Raw genomic sequence first — 21,467 nt, forward strand, 5'->3', positions numbered from 1 at the left:
AATAGTTCTATTGGCGTCTATCGTTTTATCGGATATAATGGGATTTGAATGTGACAAAGGGAGGAAGCTAACGCCGTGGCTGAATTTTTCAAGATATTGTACTGGGTTGCCATGATCGGCATGTCGATTACGCTGGTTGCCGTTACCGTGGGCATTTTCGCCATTGGATTCAAGTTCATTAAAGATAAACGCAAGGGACTGGGCACCGGCTGCATCGTATTCTCCATCCTCGCGGCAGCGATGATCGTGCTGATGGTTAACCACACCTTCATCGTCCCGGCATCCTGACGCAAGACACTACCCGAAAACGAACGGACAACGCAAAAAAGGGCTCGCGCCATGCTTCATACGAAGCGGTGCGGGCCCTTTTGGACGAGCGGTGGTTTGTGGATCAGCATTCTTCCGGTGCCGGCTTGCCAGCGTTCGTGGCCGTGCGGAACGAAGCTCCGCAGCCGCAGGTAGCCGTGGCGTTCGGGTTGTGCATCGTGAAGCCGCCGCTCATTCCTGCATCCTCATAATCGATTTCAAGGCCGTTGATCAAAGGCAGGCTTTGCTTATCGATGACGACCTTCAGGTCGTTGACGTTCATATATACATCGTTTTCCGTTTCTTCGTCGTCAAATCCCATCGCGTAGGAAAAGCCGCTGCAGCCGCCCTCCTGCACGCCCAAACGAAGGAACATATCCGGCACTTCTTGCTCGGCGAGCATTTCTTTTAGCTTATCGGAAGCGGAATCGCTGATTTGAATCATAAGTCACCCTCCTAAAAGTTTTGCGGAGCCATGCCCCTCGGATCTTTCTTTTTAGCAAAACCGGTATCGTAAGCAGACGCTTACTTAAGCTCAGTATACTCCACAAACGGTATCCTCTCAAGTGACCCCAGCCTTCATCCCAGGAAATACCGACCTTTTTTTTCCTCCCTACCGTATTGCGGAGCCTGAATGTGCGGTTTATAATAGGGTGGGTGACAGGGGAAAGGCATTTGTCGGAATTTTGTCACCAACAGGACAATGGTCTGCCATATTTTTTTGTTATTTTTTTCACAAAAAACATTTACATCCATGACGCAGGCAAGCAGATCTGCCGCCCATACTTAACCGGCCTTTGCTCCTTTCGAGCGCATTGACAAGCCGTTATTTCAAGACTTGATTGAATGAAGCCGGACACCTTCCGACGAGCGGATTTTTTTGTGTTTTTTGACGCAAAGCCGCAACCCATTACATGAACAGGAGGAATGGATATGTCCATGATCGTAACATCGAATACCAGCAAGAGAATGCAAGAAATCGCCGAAAAAGTACGCCACGGGGAGCGCCTGAACCTCGAGGATGGCGTATTTCTTTATGAAACGGATGACCTGCTGACGCTCGGCCAATTGGCGAATGAGGTCAACCTGCGCAAAAACGGCAAAAAGGTCTATTTCATCGAAAACATGAGCCTTTATTTCACCAACGTGTGCGAAGCCAGATGCGCATTCTGCAACTTCCGCAAAGACCTCGGCGACGAAGGCGCTTATACGCTGACCGGCCAGGAAATGATCGAATACGTGGAGCAGCACATCCATCCGGGCGTCCGCGAATTCCATATCGTCGGCGGCCATAACCACCATATGCCGTTCCAATACTACGTCGACTCGCTGCAGGCGCTCACCGACCGCTTCCCGGACGTGACCCTGAAAGCCTATACCGCGGCGGAAATCGATTTTTACACGCGGATCAGCGGGCTGAGCATCGAAGAAGTGCTGAAAGAGCTGCAAAAGGCCGGACTGAAGTCGCTGACGGGCGGCGGAGCCGAAATTTTGTCCGATGAATACCGCAAAAAAATGAAGGTCGACAAAGCCAACGTCGATCGTTACCTTGAAGTGCACAGAACGGCGCACAATCTGGGCATGAAAACCCATACGACGATGCTGTACGGCGCCATCGAAACGCACGAAGACCGCATCCGCCATATGATGCAGATCCGCGAGCTTCAGGATGAAACGAACGGTTTCCTGGTGTTCATTCCGCTTTCCATGCAGCCTAGAAACAAAAACGCCGGCATCATGCGCCGCAACTCGGCCTACGAGGATTTGAAAACCATCGCCATCAGCCGCCTGATGCTGGATAACTTCGATCACATCAAAGCTTACTTCATCAACATCGGCCCGCAGCTGACGCAGGTATCGCTTTCCTTCGGCGCCTCCGACGTGCACGGCACGATCCTCAAGGAACGCATCAGCCATGCGGCGGGAGCCCTGACGCCTGAAGGCCTGACCCGGAACGAACTGGTGTGGCTGATCAAAGGCGCAGGACGGATTCCGGTGGAACGGGATACTTTCTACAATGAAATCAAAGTATATGAGTAGGGCAATTGTGGGCAAACGCGCCAATCCTTAATCCCGATGCAAAAGAAAGGAAAGACGGACTTAATGAGAAAATTTGTCATCCTTGGTGGAGGTTACGGCGGCCTGGCGATGATCGAAGGCCTGGTGAACGGCAATCTTCCGGCGGATATCGAAATCGTGCTGGTCGACCGGATGCCGTTCCAAGGCATCAAAACGGAATACTACGCGCTTGCGGCCGGAACGGCTTCGGATTTCGATCTTCGGATCCAGTTCCCGCAGCATAACCAGCTGACCAAAAGATACGGCGAAGTGACGTCCATTGATCTGGAGAAGAAGCTGGTTCATATGGATCAGGACGAACCGATCGAATACGACTATCTTGCGATCGCCCTCGGCTGCACGGACCGTTATCACGGCATTCCGGGCGCCGAGGAGTATACGGACAGCATCCAGACCTTTTCCAGCACCCGCAAAACGTATCAGCGCTTGAACGACATCAGGCCGTACGGCCAGGTTCATATCATCGGTGGAGGCTTGAGCGGCGTCGAAACGGCCGCGGAGCTTCGCGAGAGCCGTCCCGACCTGAACATCACGATTCTTGACCGGGGCAGCCGGGTGCTGTCGGCCTTCCCTTCCACGCTTTCCGCTTACGTGGAGCAGTGGTTCCGCGATCATGACGTCAATACGAGATCCCATATCTCGGTATCGCGCGTCGAGCAGGGAGCGGTATACAACGGCGACGAGGCGATTTATACCGACGCGGCCGTCTGGACCGGAGGCATTCAGCCGGTCAAGGTCGTCCAGGATCTCGATTTGCCGAAAGACCGCGGCGGGCGGCTTCTGATCAACGAATATTCGCAGCTTCCGGATTATCCGGAGGTTTACGTGATCGGGGACTGCGCGAGCATTCCTTTTGCCCCAAGCGCGCAGGCTGCCGGCGCCCAAGCCGAGCAGGTGGCGGAAGTGATCCACGCCCTTTGGCGGGGAGATACGCCGAAAATCCATAAAATCCGCCTGAAGGGCACGCTCGGTTCGCTCGGCAGCAAAGCGGGCTTCGGATTGATGGGGAAAACCTCCGTAAAAGGAAGAGTACCCCGCATCCTGAAGAGCGGGGTACTCTGGTTGTCCAAACGCCATTTCGGCTAGTCCAGCTCGAGGCTGTCCCAAGCCTCGAGCTCTTTTATTTTGGCCATGATCGCCTCGTAAAGCTCGTCCGCGCTGTCGGCGTCGACGATTTCGCCGTTGACCATGGCGAACGGCATCATGGCGCATTGGCCGCAATTGCTTAAGCAGCCGTACTCTATCACATCATAGTCCGGATTTTCTTCCAGCTTTTCCATGACTTCATCGGTTCCGAAATGCATGTTGTTCGTGCAAAACTCGATAATGGGTCTCAATTGACATCACCTGCTTCATGAATGAATATCAGGATTGTGTATTAATCCTTGGAATAATGAACTTCCCTTAGTTTAGCGGGGCAAAAACAAAATATCAATGCCGTTCATGCGTTCCGAGCAGATATAGCCATTTTATTTTGGCTCGTTTTGTAATATAATAATCATTACAGGAAAGGAGTTGAAACTAATGAGCGAAAACGCACAAAGCACCATGTACGATGAGGTAGCGGAAGTGCTGGATAAGCTTCGTCCGTTCCTTCAGCGCGATGGCGGTGACGTGGAACTGGTTGACGTGGAAGACGGCATCGTGAAATTGAAATTGATGGGTGCATGCGGAAGCTGCCCAAGCTCCACCATTACACTCAAAGCCGGGATTGAACGCGCCCTCGTTGAGGAAGTCGACGGAATCAACGACGTTATTCAAGTATTCTAATCCCATTTCATATCTTCAAACGCAAAGAGTCCTGCCTTCTAACCGGAAGCGCAGGACTCTTTTTTGTTCATGATTTGGGGCCGGCCGGTTCGATCCAAGGACGGATCGGGTCCAGCCCGCCGGAAACGTCCATGATGTTGCCCGTGATGAAATCCGAGTCCTCATGGCATAAATAACGGATGACGCGGGCGATGTCTTCCCCGCTTCCCGGCCTTCCCCGGGGCGTTTCTCCGTCCGAAAGGCCGGATACCTCCGCAATCGTTTTTTCCTTGTTGTCTCCGCGAATGTCGCCGGGACAGACCATGTTGACGGTAATGCCGAACGGTGCTTCTTCCACCGCAAGCGTCTTCGTGAACGAAACCAGGCCCGTTTTCGCCGCGGCATATACCGCCCGGTGCGGCCAGGCCCTTGCTTCCGACGCATGGCCATAGCCGAAATGGATGATCCTTCCCCATTTTTTATGCCGCATGGCCGGCAAGACGAGATGATCCAGCAGCATCGTGCCGACCAGGTTCCCCTGGACGAGCGACAGAATTTCTTCCTTCGCGTATTCGGCAAACAATCTCCTCTCGCGGATGAACGGTCCGGCGTTGTTGACGACGATATCCGCGCTTCCCAGCCGGGATTCCACCTGACGCACCAGCTCTTCAATCTGGGCCGCCTCCGAAATGTCCGCCTGGACGGCAATGCACCGTACTCCAAGCTCCTCGATCCGCTGTTTGAGCTCTTCCGCCTCCTGCCGGCTGTGCACGTAGTTGAGCGCGATGTCGCAACCCTGCTCGGCCAGCGTGAGCGCCGTCATTTTTCCAAGCCCTTTTGCGCTTCCGGTAATCAAGGCGATTTTATCCTTCAACATTGCTCCTCCTCCATGGGCATCGGAAACCCGTTCCAAGTTTCAATATGTATCCGGATTTTTGCGAAATCCTCATATTTATAACCGTATTTCATCGATTCGTTATGTATTCCCTGCTCTTCTAGTATAGAAGATTGGACGGCTTCCCAGCAACTTGAAGGCGGCAGCGTTCGGAATTTCTGCAAAGGTTCGCAGCCCATAGGAAGAAGCATAAAAAAATCCGCGAAGGCATGAACGCCTCCGCGGATCTTCGTCTTACGGTATGCTCAAATGGACGGGTCATCGGCTTAAGCGATTAAAATGCCGGAATGACGGCCCCTTTGTATTGGTCTTCGATGAATTTTTTGACGTCGTCGGAAGTCAGCGCCGCAGCCAGTTTTTTGATCGCGTCGGAATCTTTGTTGTCCGGGCGGGCTACGAGAATGTTCGCGTAAGGATTATCTTTGTCTTCCATGAACAGCGCTTCTTTCACGGGATCGATGCCGGAATCCAGCGCGTAGTTCGTGTTGATGACCGCCAGGTCGAATTGGTCCAATTGGCGTGGAAGCATGGCGGCGTCAAGCTCTTTGATTTTGATGTTTTTCGGATTTTCGACGATGTCTTTGACGGTGGCTTGAATCATGTTGTCTTGTTTCAGTTTGATCAGCCCGTTTTTCGCCAGCAGGCTCAGCGCGCGGCCGCCGTTCGTTTTGTCGTTCGGAATGCCGACGACTGCGCCGTCTTTGATTTCGTCCACGGATTTCACCTTTTTGGAATACGCGCCAAGCGGCTCCACGTGCACGGCTACGACAGGGACGAGATCCATGTTGCGGGTTTTGTTTTCGTCGTCAAGATACGGTTTATGCTGGAAGAAGTTTGCGTCAAGCTGCTTTTGGAACGTTTGAACGTTCGGCTGCACGTAATCGGAAAATTCCTTGATTTCCAGTTTTACGCCTTCTTTTTCAAGCGCCGGCTGAATGTGCTTCAAAATTTCCGCATGCGGTACGGCCGTAGCTCCCACCGTCAACGTGACGGTTTTGGCTTCCGTCCCTTTGTTTTCCCCGCCTGCCGCCGGTTTCACCTCGGCGTTTTTGTTTCCGCAAGCGGCAAGCGCCACCACGAGAATGAGGCTGAGCAATGCAAACAATCCTTTTTTCATTGTAAATCCCCCTTTAATTGATCAACTTAATAAGATTTATGATTGGAGAACTTGGCGCATGTCTTTCCTTTGAAGCGGAAACCACATGCAGGCGCCAAAGCTCTCCCGACATCCGAAGGTTCGGATGGAATTACCCTTCTATCATTTGCGCGTAAAATGCTTGACGAGCCGGTCACCGGCCATCTGCAGCACCTGCACCAAAACGATCATAAACAGCACGGAAATGATCATGACTTCCTTCTGATACCGGTAATAACCGTAACGGATCGCAAGGTCTCCAAGCCCGCCGCCGCCGACCATGCCGGACATGGCCGTATAGGATACCAGCGTGACGACCGTGATCGTAATGCCTGCAAGCAGGCCCGGTCCGGCTTCCGGCAGCAGCACCTTCATGATGATCTGCCACGTGGAAGCGCCCATCGACTGCGCGGCTTCCAGCACGCCCCGGTCCACCTCGCGCAGCGAGGTCTCCACCAGTCTGGCAAAAAACGGCGCGGCCGCGATCACCAGCGGCGGAATCGTCCCGAGCACTCCATAGGATACGCCCACGATCCATGTCGTAAACGGGATCAAAGCAACGATCAGGATGATAAACGGCACGGAACGCAAAATGTTGACGATGACCGACAGCACGTTGTAGACGATCCGCACCCAGCCGGTGTTCGATCGCGACGTCTGGTACAGCAGCACGCCAAGCGGCAGGCCGAGAATAAACGTAAACACCGCGGAGGAAACGAGCATTTTCAACGTATCCGCGCTGGCTACGCCGATTTCGTTCCAATCCAGCAGCGAAAAATCAATACCGAACATCAGTCATACACCTCCACGTCCAAACCTTCGTCCCGAACCTTCCGGATCGTTTCCTCGATCGGCCCGGACTCGCCTTCCAGCCGAACGATCAGCTGGCCGTAAGGGATGTCCTTGATCTTCGAAATCGTCCCCTGCAAAATCGCGAAATCGACGCCGGTTTCCCTTGCCGTCCGGGATAAAATCGAGTCGTACGTTTTTTCCCCCAGGAACGTCAGCTTGCATAGCTTGGACGAACCGTCATGCGGCGCCTGCAGCGCAAGCTGGGCGGATTCTCCCACCTCGCCGAGGATAAACTCGCGGGTCACCGGATGCTGCGGCTTCAGGAACACTTCGGCCACGGCCCCCTCCTCCACGATGCCGCCTTGATGAATGACGGCGACGCGGTCGCAAATGCTTTGGATGACATGCATCTCATGCGTGATGAGAACGATGGTCAGGTTGAATTTTTGGTTGATGTCAAGCAGCAGCTTGAGTATGGAATCGGTCGTCTGCGGATCCAAAGCCGATGTGGCTTCGTCGCACAGCAGCACCTGCGGGTCGCTGGCCAGCGCGCGGGCAATGCCGACCCTTTGCTTCTGGCCGCCGGACAGCTGCGCCGGATATTTGTCGCGGTGATCCTCCAGCCCGACAAGCTGAAGGAGTTCGTTCACTTTGTTCGCCATTTTGGCTTTATCCACATGGGCGAGCCGCAGCGGAAACGCGATGTTGTCGTAGACGGTCGCCGAGCTCAGCAGATTGAAATGTTGAAAAATCATGCCGATTTCCCTGCGCTTGGTCTGCAGCTGCTGCTTGCCGAGCTTGGTCAAATCCACGCCATCGACCCATACCTCGCCGGACGTCGGCCGCTCCAACAGGTTCATGCAGCGGATCAGCGTGCTTTTGCCGGCGCCGGAATGTCCGATGACCCCGAAGATCTCTCCTTTTTTAATGGAAAGGTTAAGGCCGGATAGAGCTTCCGTCGTCTTCGTGCCTTTGCCGTATCTTTTGGTTACTTGTTTCAATTCAATCAATCCGAAGCTCTCCTTCCTTGCTTTCTTAAAGCTTAAGCCTTGCGTCCTATCTATCAATGAAATGCCGCTCTTCGACATAAGTAGACAAAATAAAAAGCCCTCTTGACGGAATCAAAAAGGGCTCTTCTATTCGAAGTCGCTTCCTCTTCTCATCTGCCAATCTGCAGCGCATGCCTGCAGTTGTAGGAATTAGCACCATGTCATTCGGGACTTTGGCCTCGCGGGGCCGCTTCTCGAATCGGTTGCCGGGCTTCATCGGGCCTGTCCCTCCGCCTCTCTCGATAAGAAAAAAATGTATGCAAACAATATTATTTTTTCACGTGATTCAGTATAATCACTTTTCCGCTTCTTGTCAAAAGGAAATTTGTTGGATTTTAGGACCACAGTCTCCCTGCATACCGGTATACCGCGATCAACGATTTGCAGACCATGTCAAGCCCCTGCCGCAGATCCTCCAAATGCTGATCCAGGTCCTCCAGCTCCACTTTGGCATGCAGGCCCTGATGCCGCTGCCACAGGTCGTCCTGCATCTCCGCGTTCATGTAATGAATCTCCGCGTTCCTCCGTTTGCGCAGCACGTTCAGCGCGTCGCGGTATTCGTTTTTGACGGAATTCAGTTCGCCCTCCAGTTCAGGACTGCGCTCCAGTTCCCGGAGCCTGCGGAGGACGGTGAAATACGAGTAATGCTCCTTCACTTTGGCCGTATTCAAGTCAAAAAGTTCATTCAGCACCGTGCCGAGCTTATCCAAAACCGAAAAGACGCGGATAAAGCCGTTTTTATAAAAATAGGCGTATCTTGCATATTCGGTCTGCTCTTGAACGTTCATGTCGTCGACGTATCCGGCCTTGACCGATTTGCGGAAAAAGGCGGCGGCAAACAAGCTTTGTTCCAGCTCGTCCAATGAGGAAACCAGCCCCCGCGTCCATATGTCCAGCTTCCGGAAATCATGGCTCGGGTCGTCGTTTTTGTCCATTTCCTTTTGAAGCAGCCCGATGGTGCGGTGCATCGCATCCATGGCTTCCCCAATCCGTCCCTTGTTCTGGCGCGGCATTTCTCCAAGCAGTGTTCGCAGCATGGGCTTCTCTCCCGGCGTATAGTTTCGGATAACGTACATTCTTGATAAGACCAAACAAAGCCCTCGAAGACGAAACTCGCGGACTTTGCTGTAGGCAAATGTTTATGATGCCTTGCACTTACACATTTGATGCAGGCTTCAGTTGTTCGACGGGCTCTTTGCCGAGCTGCCATACCCGTACGCTCAAATAACACAGGACGCCGAACAACGAGGAAATGAGCAGGTTATGAAGCAGCGCCGCAAAAATGTAAACCTCGGGGTTGCCCAGCGTGTACACGATGCCCGCGCCGCTGAACACCTGCAGAAGGCACAATACGGCGGCGGCGCCTCCGAGCGTTCGAATCTCCCTGCTGTTCCGGTGCAGCTTAAACGCGCAAACAGCCATGACCACGACGGCGATCAACAGCAGCAATGCCGCTAACCGGTGAACAAACGCGATGGCCACGCTTCCCGTGAGCGTCGGAATGAATTGCCCGTTGCACAGCGGCCAGCCGGAACAACCCCCGGCCGAGCTTGTATGGCTGACGTAAGCCCCGACGTAGACCACTAGGTACGAATAGATCGTAATCGACCATACAAAAGTACGGAAGCCGGGCGAAACGGCCGGTTGATCCTCGGGAGAATCCGTTTGCTTTTCCCGGTCCATTTTTCGGGCCCCGAGGGCAAGCATAAGCGAACTGGCGAAAGCAATGAGCGAAAATCCAAAATGAAGCGCTAACACGGCGGACGATTGGTCATAAATGACGGCGAGCGCCCCCATCAATGCTTGCACGATCACAAAAATAAGCGTCAGCACGGAATAGACGCGCAGATCTTTGCGGTTTTTGGCGTAAAGCCAAAAGGCCGCCACGACGGCCACCGCTGTAAGCCCTGCCAGGCCGCTGACCAGGCGGTGCGAATATTCGATCAGCGAAGCGATCGTGTGCGCGGGAATGAATTGCCCGTGGCATAAAGGCCATTCGTGGCCGCATCCAAGCCCGGAATCGGTTTTGGTGACGACCGTCCCTCCGAACGTTGCGAAAAACATGACGATAAAAGTCAGGTAGCTCAGCCATTTCAATTGTTTTGTATTCAAAATATCTCACCCGCAAGAATCAAAGTAAAAACGCCTCATTTCCCTGAAGCGCCCGTATATTACCAATCCTATTTATTATACCTGATATACCATCGCGAAATATAGCCATTTTGTGACAAAAAGACAAAGCCGCCCTTAAGGCTTACGGATTCGGCAGAAAAACCCGCACCGCTTTTGCGTGAAGGCAAAAGCGGTGCCGTAATGGTTGTTACTTATGAATCGCTTGATATACCTCGACGGCCCGCTGCAGGAAGGTTTCGATTTCCTCCCGCGACTTGCGCAGCTTGTTGACGAGGCGGACGAGCTCGCGTCCATCCGTAAACGCCACGAAGCTCGGAATCCCAAGAATGTTCAGCTCCTGGCTGACATCGTCCACTTTATCGACGTCCACCTCGACCAAAGTCAATTCGTTTTTGAATTTCTCTTCCACATCGGGCATAAACGGATCCATGAATTTGCAGTCCCCGCACCAATCGGCTTTGAACACGGCCACCGTCAAACGGGGAGACTGGGTCGCGACTTGAAATTCGGCTTTGGACGTAATTTTTTGCATCTATAATCAGTCCTTTCCTGAACATCGATTCGTTTTTTCTTCCGGATTTTGCAAAATCCTACCCTTAGTGAATCAAAATATGGAGTGGAAGTCAAATTTTTGAGACATACTGGGAATAAGGGATTTCATGAAGAAAGGAGGAGGCTACCCGTGTCGGAAAAGGTGGACGGACAAACGTTCAAAGGGTTCATCCGGCTGGCCAAAACGCTGCCTCAAACGGCGGCTGAAGCGGTCAAAGGCAAATATGTTTGCTGGAAAGCGTCGCAGGAGCTGATTAAGGTCCGCAGGCCGCTGGGCTGGAGGGAATCGGCCGCCCACAGCATCCGCGATCAGCTCAAGCGGCAGCTTGCCGACCGGAATCGGATGCACAGCGGCGATTTCGGCAAGGAAGAGGCGCCGGCCCCGTTGTCGGCGGAGGATCTTGAAACCGTCCAATCGATCCGTGGAGCTGCCCTGGAGGCCTCGCGCAGCAACGTAACCCGGACGAGGGCGTACTACGAGTGCTACCGCGAGTACCCGGAGCTGCATTGGTCCTTTTTGGCCCATATGGTATCCCGCAATGCGGGCTGGAACATGACCGACCTGAAGGGCGGACTGTTTTCCGACGTGATTCCGGCGGAGCTTCAGGAAGATATTTATCAAATGCTGGAGCGCAGCAACGCGCTCATTTTTCTGGATGCCTACCCCCAGCTGATGCTCTACGCCCGCAGCCGGAAGCTCGGAAGAAGCCTGTTCTACCTGCTGCGCGAGTTTCGCGTTTCGGCTTTCATGCGCCCGTTCTGGGAACGCTTTTGGATCGAGCGGGACAGCGCCCTGCTCGCCGTCGGCCTGATCATCAACGAGCAAAACTACATCGAAGGCCGGGTCGTCCAAAACCGTTATTTTAAGCAGCGGGTTTTGCGGCATCCTTTTTTTGCGATGAACAGCGCCTTCCAGATGAATCAGGTCCTTTTTCCGATGCTTGTTGCGCCCCCGGCCGAAGCCGAATCGTCGGAGGAGGCGCCCCTCCCCCCTTCCGGCGAAGGCGAAGGCAGCACCGATGGGGAGCAGGGCTGCCGCGGCATGGTCGGGCTGATTTTGGAGCATTTTGCCGACCTGGACGAACGGATCGAATTCGGCAAGGCGCTGTATGCCATGCTGTTCGGTTACCAAGACGTGCTCGCGGGCGTCGAGGCGTTTGCCGCCAACGTGGTCCACAGGGGCTCCCGCCAGGAATATTGGCCGAAGCTGTTTACGGACGACAAAAAAACAGCCCTGAACTCTCCCCAGGAGAGCGCAGAGCTGCTGAAACGGGAATGGCTGCCGCCGGACAAGCGGTTGTACAGCCCTTCGCTTGCCGAGGTATGGCATGATATGCCGTACGAGCCGATTACCCGTTACGACTGGTTCAAATCCAATGAAGCGCTCGATCATCTCACGCGGCCGAAACGGCCGGTGCTGATCGAAATGTCGCATGCGCACCGGTTTGCCGTACAAAAGGCGGCGCTAACGCATGATACGGAACGCGCGGTTTCCGCCGATGCCGCTCCGGGGCGGCCGGACGCGACGCAATGACCGTCAGGCCTCGGCTTACTGTCCCTGGGAATCGGCGGACTTGTACCTGGCCGGCTGCAGGCGCATCAGCGGCCGCAGCAGCTTCTGCACTTTGCGCGGGTAGCCGGCAAGCTCGTGCTGCCGCAGCACGCCGAGCATGATCAGCAGCCCCAGGTACAACAGGACGACCGCCCCGCCGACGATGATGCAGGTAATCAGGAACGCCAGCCGGTCCGGCATGATGCGGGTCAGCTGAATTCCTGTTTCGTTCAGGCCGTAACCGACCGCCGCGGTCAGAATGACGGCCGCCAAAAAGCCAGGCCACCGTTGGCCGAGGATGGAAAACGGCACGATCGTCTTCAATTGGCGGAGGTTCAGCAGCGTAATGACCAGGAAACAAAGCCCGGTAGCGGCGATGATGCCGTAAATGCCGATAACGAGCGCCAGCAGGAAGCTGCCGGCCAGCTTCACCAAAATCCCGACCATCACGTTCACCATCGACAGCTTCGCTTTGTTGACGCCAAGCAGGATGGAGTTCGTGGTCATCATCGTGATTTGAAAAATCGTGCCGAACGTCAGCAGCATGATGATCCAGCTGCCGTCGAGGCTGCTGAAAAGCAGCCCGTTAATGGAATAGGCAGCCGTGCAAAGCGCGATGACGATCGGCATCCCCGTCAAAATCGAAATGCGCAGCGCCAGCGTCATCTGCTGCTGCAAATGCTCCTGATCCTTGCGGGCAAAAGCCGACGAAATGATCGGAATCAGCGACGTGCTGAGCGCGATCGCCAGGATCGGCGGGATGCCGGCGATGCTTTGCGCGCGCTGGCCGAGAATCCCGAGCACCTGCGTCGCCTTGGCTTCCCCGATCTGCCCGATCAGCAGCGGGTTGACGATCGACGAATCGATGAAATTCACGGCAGGCACCGTCAGCGACGATAAAACGATCGGAATGGACAACGTAAAAATATCCCGATAAATCCTCATAAGCGGCAGCTTAGGATCGACGGTTTCCTGGAGCATCAGCACCTTGTCCTGCCGGCGCATTTTCACCGTGTAATACAGCATGATGGCAAACGCCCCGATGCTTCCGAGAACGCCTCCGAAGGAAGCGCCTGCGGCGATCCAGCTTCCGCTGTACCCGGCTTTGAGCATGATATAAGCGATAATGATGGCGGCCCCGACGCGGGCAAACTGCTCGACGATTTGCGAAACGCCGCCTGCGGTCATGTTGTTCCGCCCCTGGAAATAACCGCGCATCATGGCGATGGCGGGAAACAGGAGCAGCGCGGGCGCCAAGGCCCGGATCGCCAGCGTCGCTTCGGGCTGTTTGGAGACGTACGTCGCGTAATACGGAGCCAAAATATAAAGCAGCGCCGTAATGATCACGCCGGCAGCCACCGCAAACCAAAGCGCCGCATGATAGACCTGGCGGGCTTCGCCGGGCCGCTTCAGCGCGTAACGTTCCGACACCATTTTGCTCAGCGTGCTCGGAATGCCCGCCGTCGCCACGGTGAGCAGCATCAGATAGACGTTGTTGGCAATCGAAAACGAAGCGTTGCCGACTTCGTCGAGCAGATGTTCCAGGGGCACCCTTTGCACGAGCCCCAGCACCCTCGCCACCAGAGCCGCGGCGGCAAGGATCAGCGTACCTTTGATAAACGATTCTTTTTTAGCCAAACTGTTTCCCCTTCTTTCCCCCAGCGAGCAACCCCCATGGAGCAGATTGCCGGGATTAGCGAAATCCCTGATTGCCAATAACCGCAATGCAAACGGCCATGGAACAAAAATAAAAGCCTGTCCCCTAGGCCCATACAATCCAAATAATAAACACGACGATCATGACGATTTGCAAAATGATTTTCATGACCATGCTGCTGAACAGCCCCACGAGCGTGCCGAAGCCGACCTTCGTCGCCTTCGATACCGAGGAACCGTCGATCAGCTCGCCCACGAAGGCCCCGAGAAACGGACCGATGACCAGCCCGAACGCCGGGATGACAAACGGTCCGATAATGGCGCCGATCGTGCTTAATATGACGGACAGCTTTCCGCCCCCGTACTTTTTCGTCCCCCAGGCGCCGACGGCATAGTCGGCGACAAACAGCACGACGATGATCAGCGTTTCGATGATCCAAAACCACACGCCAAAATGCTCGAACGTAAAAAACCATCCGTAAACGAAAAAGGCTGCGAATATGGCGATTGCCCCGGGCAGCACGGGAACGATCGTCCCGGCCATCCCGACGGCAAACAAGGCGATGATAAGAATCCATCCGAGTACAGCCATTGCTTGATCTCCTTTTGACATTCGTATCCGCCCGGATACTTTGGAATTGATGTATCAGAGTGCTGCGGAATCCTTACATATGAAAAATGAATTTCCGAATGACTTCCGCGATGCCGTCCTTATCGTTGCTCGACGTGACAAAATCGGCGGCTTCCCGGACGACCTCCTGGGCATTTTCCATGGCGACGCCAAGCCCGGCCGCCTGGATGGCGGCCAAATCGTTCATGCTGTCCCCGACGGCGATGACCTCGCTCATGTCGATGTCGAGCAAGCCGCACACCGTTCGAATCCCCGACGCTTTGTTGATTCCCTGCGGGTTCACCTCTAGGTTATGAGGGGAAGAATTCGTGATTTCAAGGCCGCCCATATCCTGCAGCCGCATCAGGATGCGGTGCCGGGCTTCGTCATCCTCCGTATGGTAGCCGAACTTAAGCCACTCCTTCCCTTCGATGGAATCCGTCCAGTGATCCTTGTTATAGACTCTTTCCACGGAGTAGGCCCAAAACCAGCAGTCCTCGGCGACCGCGATGGCATGCATATCCGAGATCAGCTTCGGGTCCATCAGCGAGCGCTGGTGCAGCCGATGCGGGGCGCGCCACACTTCGCTGCCGTTGACCGTGATCATCGGCGTCGAAAGTCCGAGTTCCTCCCCGTAAGGAAGCGCGCTCTCGAAGCTTCTTCCCGTCGAGAGGCATACGTGGACGCCTTCTTCTTTCGCCCGCTTGATCCACTCGGCCGTGTCCGGCGAAATGGTCTGGTCGCTCGTCAGCAGCGTCCCGTCCATGTCCAGCGCCAGCATTTTATATTTCGTGTTCATACCGCTCCTCCTATTTGTACGCATTTTCACGTTTCACACACACATACGGACATTTTACCATAAGCCGCTTGGGGCCACAAAAGTGTTTTTAAAGGCTCTGCCCGGGCCCTTCCGAAAGCTGCAAGCGGCAGGCATGCAAAAGGGCAGGTCCGGGTGCCCCGAATCCTGCCCTCGAGATCATAACGATCCGATGAGTTCAAAAAAGATCGAATGCCGGCTTATTGGACGCCGTTCGTCGTTCCGGTCGTTCCGTTTGCCGCCTGGTTGTTTGCATTTCCTTTCGGCACGCCGTCCAGGCCGTAAACCTGGTCGTAGGCGTCGAATATTTTCCGCGCGACCGGCGCGGCGCTTTGCGAACCGAAGCCGCCTTCCGGGATCATGACCGCGACGGCCAAGACCGGATTTTCACGCGGCGCATAAGCAATGAATACGCCGTTATCAACTGGTCTGTGACCCACTTGCTGTGTCGAGGTCCCCGTCTTCCGGGCAAAATCGTAAGGGAAATCACCGAAGGCTGATACGTCACTGTTCATGCCTCGTTTAATCACATTCCAGTACGATTTGGGGAAACTTACTGAGTTAAGCACCTCAGGCTTGAAGGTTTTGACAACGTTGCCCTTCTCGTCGGTAATTTTGCTGACCAGCTGCGGTTTCAACCGTTTGCCTTCGTTCGCCAGCATGACCGTGTATTGCGCCAGCTGCAAGGTCGTATATTTCCCCTGCTGCCCGAACGACGCATACGCCATCGCGGATTGGGTACTTCCCGCCTGTTTGACGTTCGTATATTCCTTGCGCCCTTTCCATTCGCCCGGCAAGCCGCTCTCCGTCAGGACGCCAAGCCCAAACTCGGTCATGTATTTGTCCCAAACCCCAATGCTTCTGTCCTGATATTTTTTATAAAGTTTGTTTCCTATCATATCAACCATAAATGCATTTGAGGATTTCTCGATGGCTCGAGCCGGATCCATTCCACCATAAACATGTCCCTGAGAATTTTGCACGCGAGTCTGATGACCTTCCTTACCGAAGTAAGCGGCGCCTTTATCTTGATAATACGTATTTGGCGTAATCAAACCCTCATTTAGGCCAACCAGCACGCTGAGCGGCTTTTGGGTCGAACCGAGCAGGACGACCGACTCCGGATGATCGCCTTTTTTTCCCGGATTAAACGAACGGATCGTTCCGTTCAAGTAAATGTTCTGGATTTTTTTCCAGTTGTCCGGCGTGACGCTGCCCGTCTGCCAGACGTTTGCATCGTAATCCGGCATGCTGGCCATGGCGACGACATTCCCCGTCTTCACTTCCATCGCGACCGCAAAACCGGTCGTGGCGTTCGGGTGGGTCCGTCCGGACACCGGATGGGTATGCAGCCAGCTCAGCTGATCCATGATCGCCTGCTCCGTGGCCAGTTGCACTTGTTTGTTGATCGTGCTGTAAATGTTGTTGCCTTTGACCGGCGGAACGACTTCGTCCACGCCTTCCGGCATGTTTCGCGGATTGATCGGCACTTTTTTATAGCCGTTTTTGCCGCGAAGCTCGTCCTGGTACATCAGCTCGAGTCCGTCGAAGCCGACGAATTCGGGTTCCGTGTACACCAGGCCGGGATCGGTCGTGACGTCGCTGCTCCGCTGCTTTTCGTCGATTTCCTTATATTTGCTCAGGCTCTTCGAACCGCTGAACGTGCGGATATACCCGATCGTTTGGACCGCAACGGTCTCCGGATCGTAATGGCGGACGCTTTCCTCTTCGATCGAAATGCCGGGAAACTCGGATTTATGCTCGCTGAAATAAGCGATTTCCTTTTGGCTCAAATCCATTTTGATCCGCCGCGGGGAATAACCGGCGTATTTTTTGTAATCCAAGTCCATGGCGTCGATGATGTCCTGCTTCGTCATCTTTTCAGCGGCAGGATCCCCGTATTTATCGAATACGTCCAGCAGTCGCTGCGCGATCTGCTCCGCTTCGGGACGGTTTTTGCTGCCGTTTTTTTGGCTGTAATCCTTCATTAACGTAATGTAAAGCGATTGCGTCGGGGTCGAGTAAGCCAGCGGCACGCCTGCCGCATCATAGATGGTGCCCCGAATCGGCGGAAGCGGTACGTCCTTGACGATGTTGCTGGATTCCTTCTCCGTGAGCGTAGGCCCTTCGACAAACTGCAAAATGGCGAGTCTGATAATGATGACGCAAAAAATGATGAACGTGCTGAAAAAAAACAGGTTGATCCTTAAGTTCAAATTTCCTTTTTTCTTCGTTTCCTCCTGTTCCGGATTGTCCGGTGTATATTCGGTCACCGGCCTCCCTCCTCTCTGCCTGAACATGATCGGTTCGGATTTCGAAAAATCCTCGTCTGAAAATAACATTCATATTTTAGCACAGATGGAGGGTGCTCGGCATCTTTCCCTACCGTTCGACAAGGACGGCCTTTTTACGCAAGCCGGAATGCCTTTTTTCAAGGGACATATCCCCGTGAATTGAAGCCAGGGAGCCCCGCTGCTCTAGGGGAGATGCATACATACGCAAGAAAAAACGGCAGCCCGGACGTTCCGGGCTGCCTCGCGCAAACTTACTGCTGTTTGTTGTTGTCTTGTTTTCCTGCGGTATCCAAACCGGTTTGGTTTTTCAGCTGCTTTTTCGGCACGCCGTCAAGGCCGTACACCTCATCATAGGCGTCGAATATTTTACGGGCGATCGGCGCCGCGCTTTGCGAGCCGAATCCGCCCTCCGGAACGACGACCGCGACCGCCAGTTTCGGGTTGTTGCGCGGGGCGTAAGCGATAAACACGCCGTTGTCGAGCAGCCCGTCTTTCCCCGCGTCCTGCTGCGAGGTACCGGTTTTCCGGGCAAAATCGTACGGGAAACCGGCGAAGGCGGCGCTGACGTTCGTATTCATCCCTCTGCGGATGAGCTTCCAATACGAAGGATCGAATTGAACCCGGCTCAACACTTCGCGTTGGGTCTGTTTCACGACTTTCCCGTTTGCGTCGGTAATTTTTTTGACGATCTGCGGCTTGATGCGCTCCCCCTCGTTCGCCAGCATGACGGTATATTGAGCAAGCTGCAGCGGCGTATATTTCCCGCCTTGGCCGAAGGAGGCGTACACAAGCGCGGCTTGGGCGCTGCCGACGGATTTGGGGATGTCCTCCGAGGTGCCGTATTCTTTTTTTCCGAGCCATTCGTTCGGCAAATCGATCCCCGTAGCGACGCCCAATCCGAATTCCTCCATATATCTGTTCCATACGTCGACGCCTTTTTTGCCGTACTTTTTGTACAGGGCGTTGCCGACCATATCGACCATAAACACATTGGAGGAATGTTCAATGGCGTCGGCAGGGGTACGGAAATAACCGTAGGCATGCCCCTGGGAGTTTTGGACGCGCGCCTGATGTCCCTCTTTCCCGAAAAAGGCTTCTCCGGTATCCGTATAAGGCGTCGTCGTCTTAAACAGATTTTCCTTTAACCCGATCAGCACGCTCAGCGGCTTGATCGTCGAGCCGAGCAGGACGGCCGAATCGAATTCATGCTTCGATTTGCCGGAGCTCAGCGGCGTGATGGCGCCGTTTTGATAATTGTTGTTCAGTTTCTTGAAGTCCTCCGTGGAGGACGCCCCCGTCTTCCAAATGTTCGTGTCGTAATCGGGAATGCTGGCCATGGCCACGACGTTGCCGGTATCGACCTCCATCGCCACCGCGTAGCCGGTCACGGCCTCGGGATGCGTTTTACCGGATACCTGGTGGGTATGGAGCCACTCCAGCTGGTCCTTGATCGCCTGTTCCGTTTTCAGCTGAACCTCTTTATTGATCGTCAGCCATACGTCATTTCCTTTGACCGGCGGCACGATGTCCACCACTTCTTCCGGAATGTTGGCGGAGCTGACCGATACGACCTTATAGCCGTTTTTCCCTCTCAATTCGTCCTGAAACGAGAGCTCGACCCCGTCGAACCCGACAAGCTCGTCTTTCGTGTACGTTTCGTCGGGTTTCGTGCCGTCTTTGCTATCCTGCCGCGCCTTGTCGTACGCTTTCAGGCTTTCCGTGCGCTTGAACGATTTGACGTAACCCACGGTCTGCACGGCCACCGTCTCCGGATCGTAATGCCGCAGCGTTTCTTCGATGATTTCGATGCCCGGAAACTCGGATTTATGCTCCATGAAATATTGGATTTCTTTTTTATTGAGATCCGATTTTATCCGCCGAGGCGTATAACCGCTGTCCCGTTTGGATTCGAGATCCATCGCTTCGATCACGTCTTCCGGGGCCATCGGCTTGGTGCCCGGGTTTCCGAATGTTTTAAACGCGGCCGCCATCCGTTTCGCCATATCCTCGATTTCGGGACGGTTTTTCTTTCCCTTATCCGAATTGGCGTTGTAATCCTTCATCAGCGTAATATACAGCGATTGGACCGGCTGTGAATAAGCCAGCTTCACCCCGGCGGCGTCGCGGATGTTCCCGCGGTCCGGCGGGAGCGGAATGTTTTTCGTATTCTGGTTCGCTTCTTTTTCGGTCAGCGTCGGCGCTTCCACGAATTGGATGACCGCAAGCCGGACGATGACGACGCAAAAAATGATGAACGTGCTGAAAAAAAACATGTTAATGCGCAGATTCAAACTGTTTTTGCTTTCCTGTTCCATTTCCTCCGGCGATTTCCCGGACAAGAAAAAACGCAAGTTCCTCTCCCCCTTTTTCCTGCACGTTTACCGAATCAAGCTTTATGTATCCCGATGTCCTGCTCTTATAAATTTTAACATATAAAACCATTAAAAGGAAAACCCGCTGCCATCTCTTTTTGCGTCTTCGCAGCCAAACAAAGCCCCAACGAAGGCTCCAACCCCATCCTATTTCCCGGGCCATAAAACACACCTTCGGCGGCATGCTTCCTTATGGAAGAAAGCCCCGTTTAGCGGCCGTGAGTCTCATTGAAGGAGAAAGAACCGTCCAAAGCTGCGGGAAGAAGGACGCGAAGTAGACGTGGGGGGCATTGAGTCGGCCCTTGCAGGAGCATGGAATGGAGGGAGTCAGCCAGAGACTGGGGCCAGCCTGTCGGCTGTGGCGGTTTTAAATGCCGGCATGTCCCCGATCGTTCACGCCAAAAAGCCTATCATCGTCATTCAGCCATATACCGCAAGCCATTTTTTCAATTCGCGTTTCATCATTTCGCGATACTGCGCGGGCTCGATAATCTCCGCCTCGGATCCGAATTGGGACAGCCAGCTCATAAAACCTGGAACATCTTCGACGGTGACGTCGATGATGACGCTCCCGTCTTTCTCCTCCGACTCCGCCAGAGGAATGATCGATTCCTTTTCCTTGTATTTGGGGATCGCCGCAGCGGTGAGTCTTATCTTAAAATCTACCGTTTCTTTCTCTTCATTTCCTCGGAAATGTGGGTGCCATTCTTGCTGCATATTGGTATGTACTTTGATAAAAACGTCATCCAGCACGACGACCCGCGCAAAATATTTTAACCTATAGGTATACAGTTTTCCCGTATTATGATTTCGTCCCACGAGGTAAAATCGGTGCTGCCAAGGAACAAGGATATAGGGATCGATTTTGCCGTACAGAAGCTCGTTTCGCTCGGGAACGTAATATTCCGCTTGAATGATTTGCTGCGATAACGTCGCAAACAAGATCGGGATAAGATATTGCGATTGTTCCTCCGTTTCCTCGTTCCAGGCCCCTTTTGCCATGAGACTGTCCTGATCGTCAAGCTCGGTCTCCAGTCGTTCCGCCCGTTGTTTGTGATGGGCTGCCATCACCTTTTCGTAAGCTCCTTCAAATCCGCCGGGGAGCAGCGGCTTGACCTGGTGCATCACCTTGGCCAGCGCCGTAAAGGATTGAAGCTCCTCTTCGGTCCAATCGAACGGATACAAGGCGAAGCTGCCGATAAACCGGTAACCTTTTCCGTATCCGAGATGAGTGATAGGTATATGCATGGCGCTTAACGCTTCCATATCGCGATAAATGGTACGTTCGGTGGTACTGCATCTCTCCGCCAGCTCTCTGGCCAAAATGCCCGGTTTGGCTTGAACGAGAGTAATGATACGCATCAATCGAATCAATCTGTCAGTCATGTGGATTCTCCTAGCTCGTATAGTAAATTAGACCCATATCCATTTTGCGTAATGTAGTCCATTCGACTTGCAGCAAAGTGAATCCTGCCT

20 protein-coding genes and 1 riboswitch are annotated in these 21,467 nt (G+C 54.0%); of the genes, 5 read left to right on the forward strand and 15 right to left on the reverse strand.

All coding sequences use genetic code 11. The features are described from left to right. The first annotated feature begins 75 nt into the window (after positions 1-75). Positions 76-288 (forward strand): hypothetical protein, encoded by a 213-nt coding sequence (locus NYE48_RS21370; protein WP_036710879.1) that lies wholly within the window; start codon positions 76-78, stop codon positions 286-288. Between the two features lie 103 nt (positions 289-391). Here NYE48_RS21370 and NYE48_RS21375 read toward each other — a convergent pair whose 3' ends face one another. After that, complete coding sequence (locus NYE48_RS21375) at positions 392-751, reverse strand: HesB/IscA family protein (RefSeq protein WP_212948203.1); 360 nt, start codon at positions 749-751, stop codon at positions 392-394. Positions 752-1,239: 488 nt separating this feature from the next. Here NYE48_RS21375 and mqnE point away from each other — a divergent pair, with 488 nt between their 5' ends. Both mqnE and NYE48_RS21385 read left to right on the forward strand, forming a co-directional pair. Continuing rightward, complete coding sequence (mqnE, locus tag NYE48_RS21380; RefSeq protein ID WP_212948205.1) at positions 1,240-2,346, forward strand: aminofutalosine synthase MqnE; 1,107 nt, start codon at positions 1,240-1,242, stop codon at positions 2,344-2,346. 63 nt (positions 2,347-2,409) lie between these two features. After that, positions 2,410-3,471 carry an NAD(P)/FAD-dependent oxidoreductase gene (locus NYE48_RS21385; RefSeq protein WP_340999894.1) on the forward strand — a complete coding sequence of 354 codons (1,062 nt, stop codon included), beginning with the start codon at positions 2,410-2,412 and terminating at the stop codon, positions 3,469-3,471. Here NYE48_RS21385 and NYE48_RS21390 read toward each other — a convergent pair. Beyond that, the gene (locus NYE48_RS21390; protein ID WP_036710884.1) at positions 3,468-3,722 is read right to left on the reverse strand and encodes a YuzB family protein; all 255 of its coding nucleotides are present in this window, start codon (positions 3,720-3,722) and stop codon (positions 3,468-3,470) included. The genes NYE48_RS21385 and NYE48_RS21390 overlap by 4 nt on opposite strands. A 187-nt stretch (positions 3,723-3,909) precedes the next feature. Between NYE48_RS21390 and NYE48_RS21395 the strand changes: the two genes are divergently transcribed. Beyond that, positions 3,910-4,155 (forward strand): NifU family protein, encoded by a 246-nt coding sequence (locus NYE48_RS21395; protein ID WP_036710886.1) that lies wholly within the window; start codon positions 3,910-3,912, stop codon positions 4,153-4,155. 67 nt (positions 4,156-4,222) lie between these two features. On the opposite strand, the gene NYE48_RS21400 is transcribed toward NYE48_RS21395, so the two are convergent. The 7 genes from NYE48_RS21400 to NYE48_RS21430 form a co-directional block, all read right to left on the reverse strand. Further along, complete coding sequence (locus NYE48_RS21400; protein WP_036710982.1) at positions 4,223-5,008, reverse strand: SDR family oxidoreductase; 786 nt, start codon at positions 5,006-5,008, stop codon at positions 4,223-4,225. 295 nt (positions 5,009-5,303) lie between these two features. Beyond that, positions 5,304-6,146, reverse strand: coding sequence for a MetQ/NlpA family ABC transporter substrate-binding protein (locus NYE48_RS21405; protein ID WP_340999897.1), 843 nt, complete (start codon positions 6,144-6,146; stop codon positions 5,304-5,306). A gap of 141 nt (positions 6,147-6,287) precedes the next feature. After that, positions 6,288-6,956, reverse strand: coding sequence for a methionine ABC transporter permease (locus NYE48_RS21410; protein ID WP_340999898.1), 669 nt, complete (start codon positions 6,954-6,956; stop codon positions 6,288-6,290). Then, positions 6,956-7,966, reverse strand: coding sequence for a methionine ABC transporter ATP-binding protein (locus NYE48_RS21415; RefSeq protein WP_340999899.1), 1,011 nt, complete (start codon positions 7,964-7,966; stop codon positions 6,956-6,958). The genes NYE48_RS21410 and NYE48_RS21415 overlap by 1 nt, the downstream gene beginning before the upstream one ends. A gap of 146 nt (positions 7,967-8,112) precedes the next feature. Next, a riboswitch (SAM riboswitch) is annotated at positions 8,113-8,254 on the reverse strand. 86 nt (positions 8,255-8,340) lie between these two features. Then, on the reverse strand, positions 8,341-9,042 hold the full coding sequence (locus NYE48_RS21420; RefSeq protein ID WP_212948208.1) for a Cthe_2314 family HEPN domain-containing protein: 702 nt from the start codon (positions 9,040-9,042) through the stop codon (positions 8,341-8,343). A 118-nt stretch (positions 9,043-9,160) separates the two neighbouring features. Continuing rightward, positions 9,161-10,117, reverse strand: a complete 957-nt coding sequence (locus NYE48_RS21425; RefSeq protein WP_036710902.1) for a COX15/CtaA family protein — start codon at positions 10,115-10,117, stop codon at positions 9,161-9,163. A 208-nt stretch (positions 10,118-10,325) separates the two neighbouring features. Then, positions 10,326-10,670, reverse strand: coding sequence for a thioredoxin family protein (locus tag NYE48_RS21430; protein WP_036710904.1), 345 nt, complete (start codon positions 10,668-10,670; stop codon positions 10,326-10,328). Between the two features lie 150 nt (positions 10,671-10,820). Here NYE48_RS21430 and NYE48_RS21435 point away from each other — a divergent pair, with 150 nt between their 5' ends. Continuing rightward, positions 10,821-12,224, forward strand: a complete 1,404-nt coding sequence (locus tag NYE48_RS21435) for a DUF2515 family protein (protein ID WP_340999903.1) — start codon at positions 10,821-10,823, stop codon at positions 12,222-12,224. Between the two features lie 15 nt (positions 12,225-12,239). Here the strand turns inward: NYE48_RS21435 and NYE48_RS21440 are convergent, their stop codons facing one another. The 6 genes from NYE48_RS21440 to NYE48_RS21465 all read right to left on the reverse strand — a co-directional run bounded on the left by NYE48_RS21440 (position 12,240) and on the right by NYE48_RS21465 (position 21,377). Further along, positions 12,240-13,880: a putative polysaccharide biosynthesis protein gene (locus NYE48_RS21440; RefSeq protein ID WP_340999904.1), complete on the reverse strand. Its 1,641-nt coding sequence runs from the start codon at positions 13,878-13,880 to the stop codon at positions 12,240-12,242. Positions 13,881-14,004: 124 nt separating this feature from the next. Further along, positions 14,005-14,490: a DUF456 domain-containing protein gene (locus NYE48_RS21445; protein ID WP_036710908.1), complete on the reverse strand. Its 486-nt coding sequence runs from the start codon at positions 14,488-14,490 to the stop codon at positions 14,005-14,007. Between the two features lie 73 nt (positions 14,491-14,563). Next, on the reverse strand, positions 14,564-15,307 hold the full coding sequence (locus NYE48_RS21450) for a Cof-type HAD-IIB family hydrolase (protein ID WP_340999905.1): 744 nt from the start codon (positions 15,305-15,307) through the stop codon (positions 14,564-14,566). Positions 15,308-15,525: 218 nt separating this feature from the next. Continuing rightward, positions 15,526-17,598: a peptidoglycan D,D-transpeptidase FtsI family protein gene (locus tag NYE48_RS21455; RefSeq protein WP_445324037.1), complete on the reverse strand. Its 2,073-nt coding sequence runs from the start codon at positions 17,596-17,598 to the stop codon at positions 15,526-15,528. Positions 17,599-17,870: 272 nt separating this feature from the next. After that, positions 17,871-19,934 carry a peptidoglycan D,D-transpeptidase FtsI family protein gene (locus NYE48_RS21460; RefSeq protein ID WP_212948324.1) on the reverse strand — a complete coding sequence of 688 codons (2,064 nt, stop codon included), beginning with the start codon at positions 19,932-19,934 and terminating at the stop codon, positions 17,871-17,873. Between the two features lie 477 nt (positions 19,935-20,411). Beyond that, positions 20,412-21,377 (reverse strand): helix-turn-helix transcriptional regulator, encoded by a 966-nt coding sequence (locus tag NYE48_RS21465; protein WP_036710916.1) that lies wholly within the window; start codon positions 21,375-21,377, stop codon positions 20,412-20,414. Between the last annotated feature and the right edge of the window lie 90 nt (positions 21,378-21,467).

This window comes from Paenibacillus sp. FSL M7-1455, assembly GCF_038004655.1.
Lineage (GTDB): Bacteria > Bacillota > Bacilli > Paenibacillales > Paenibacillaceae > Paenibacillus_AQ > Paenibacillus_AQ cookii.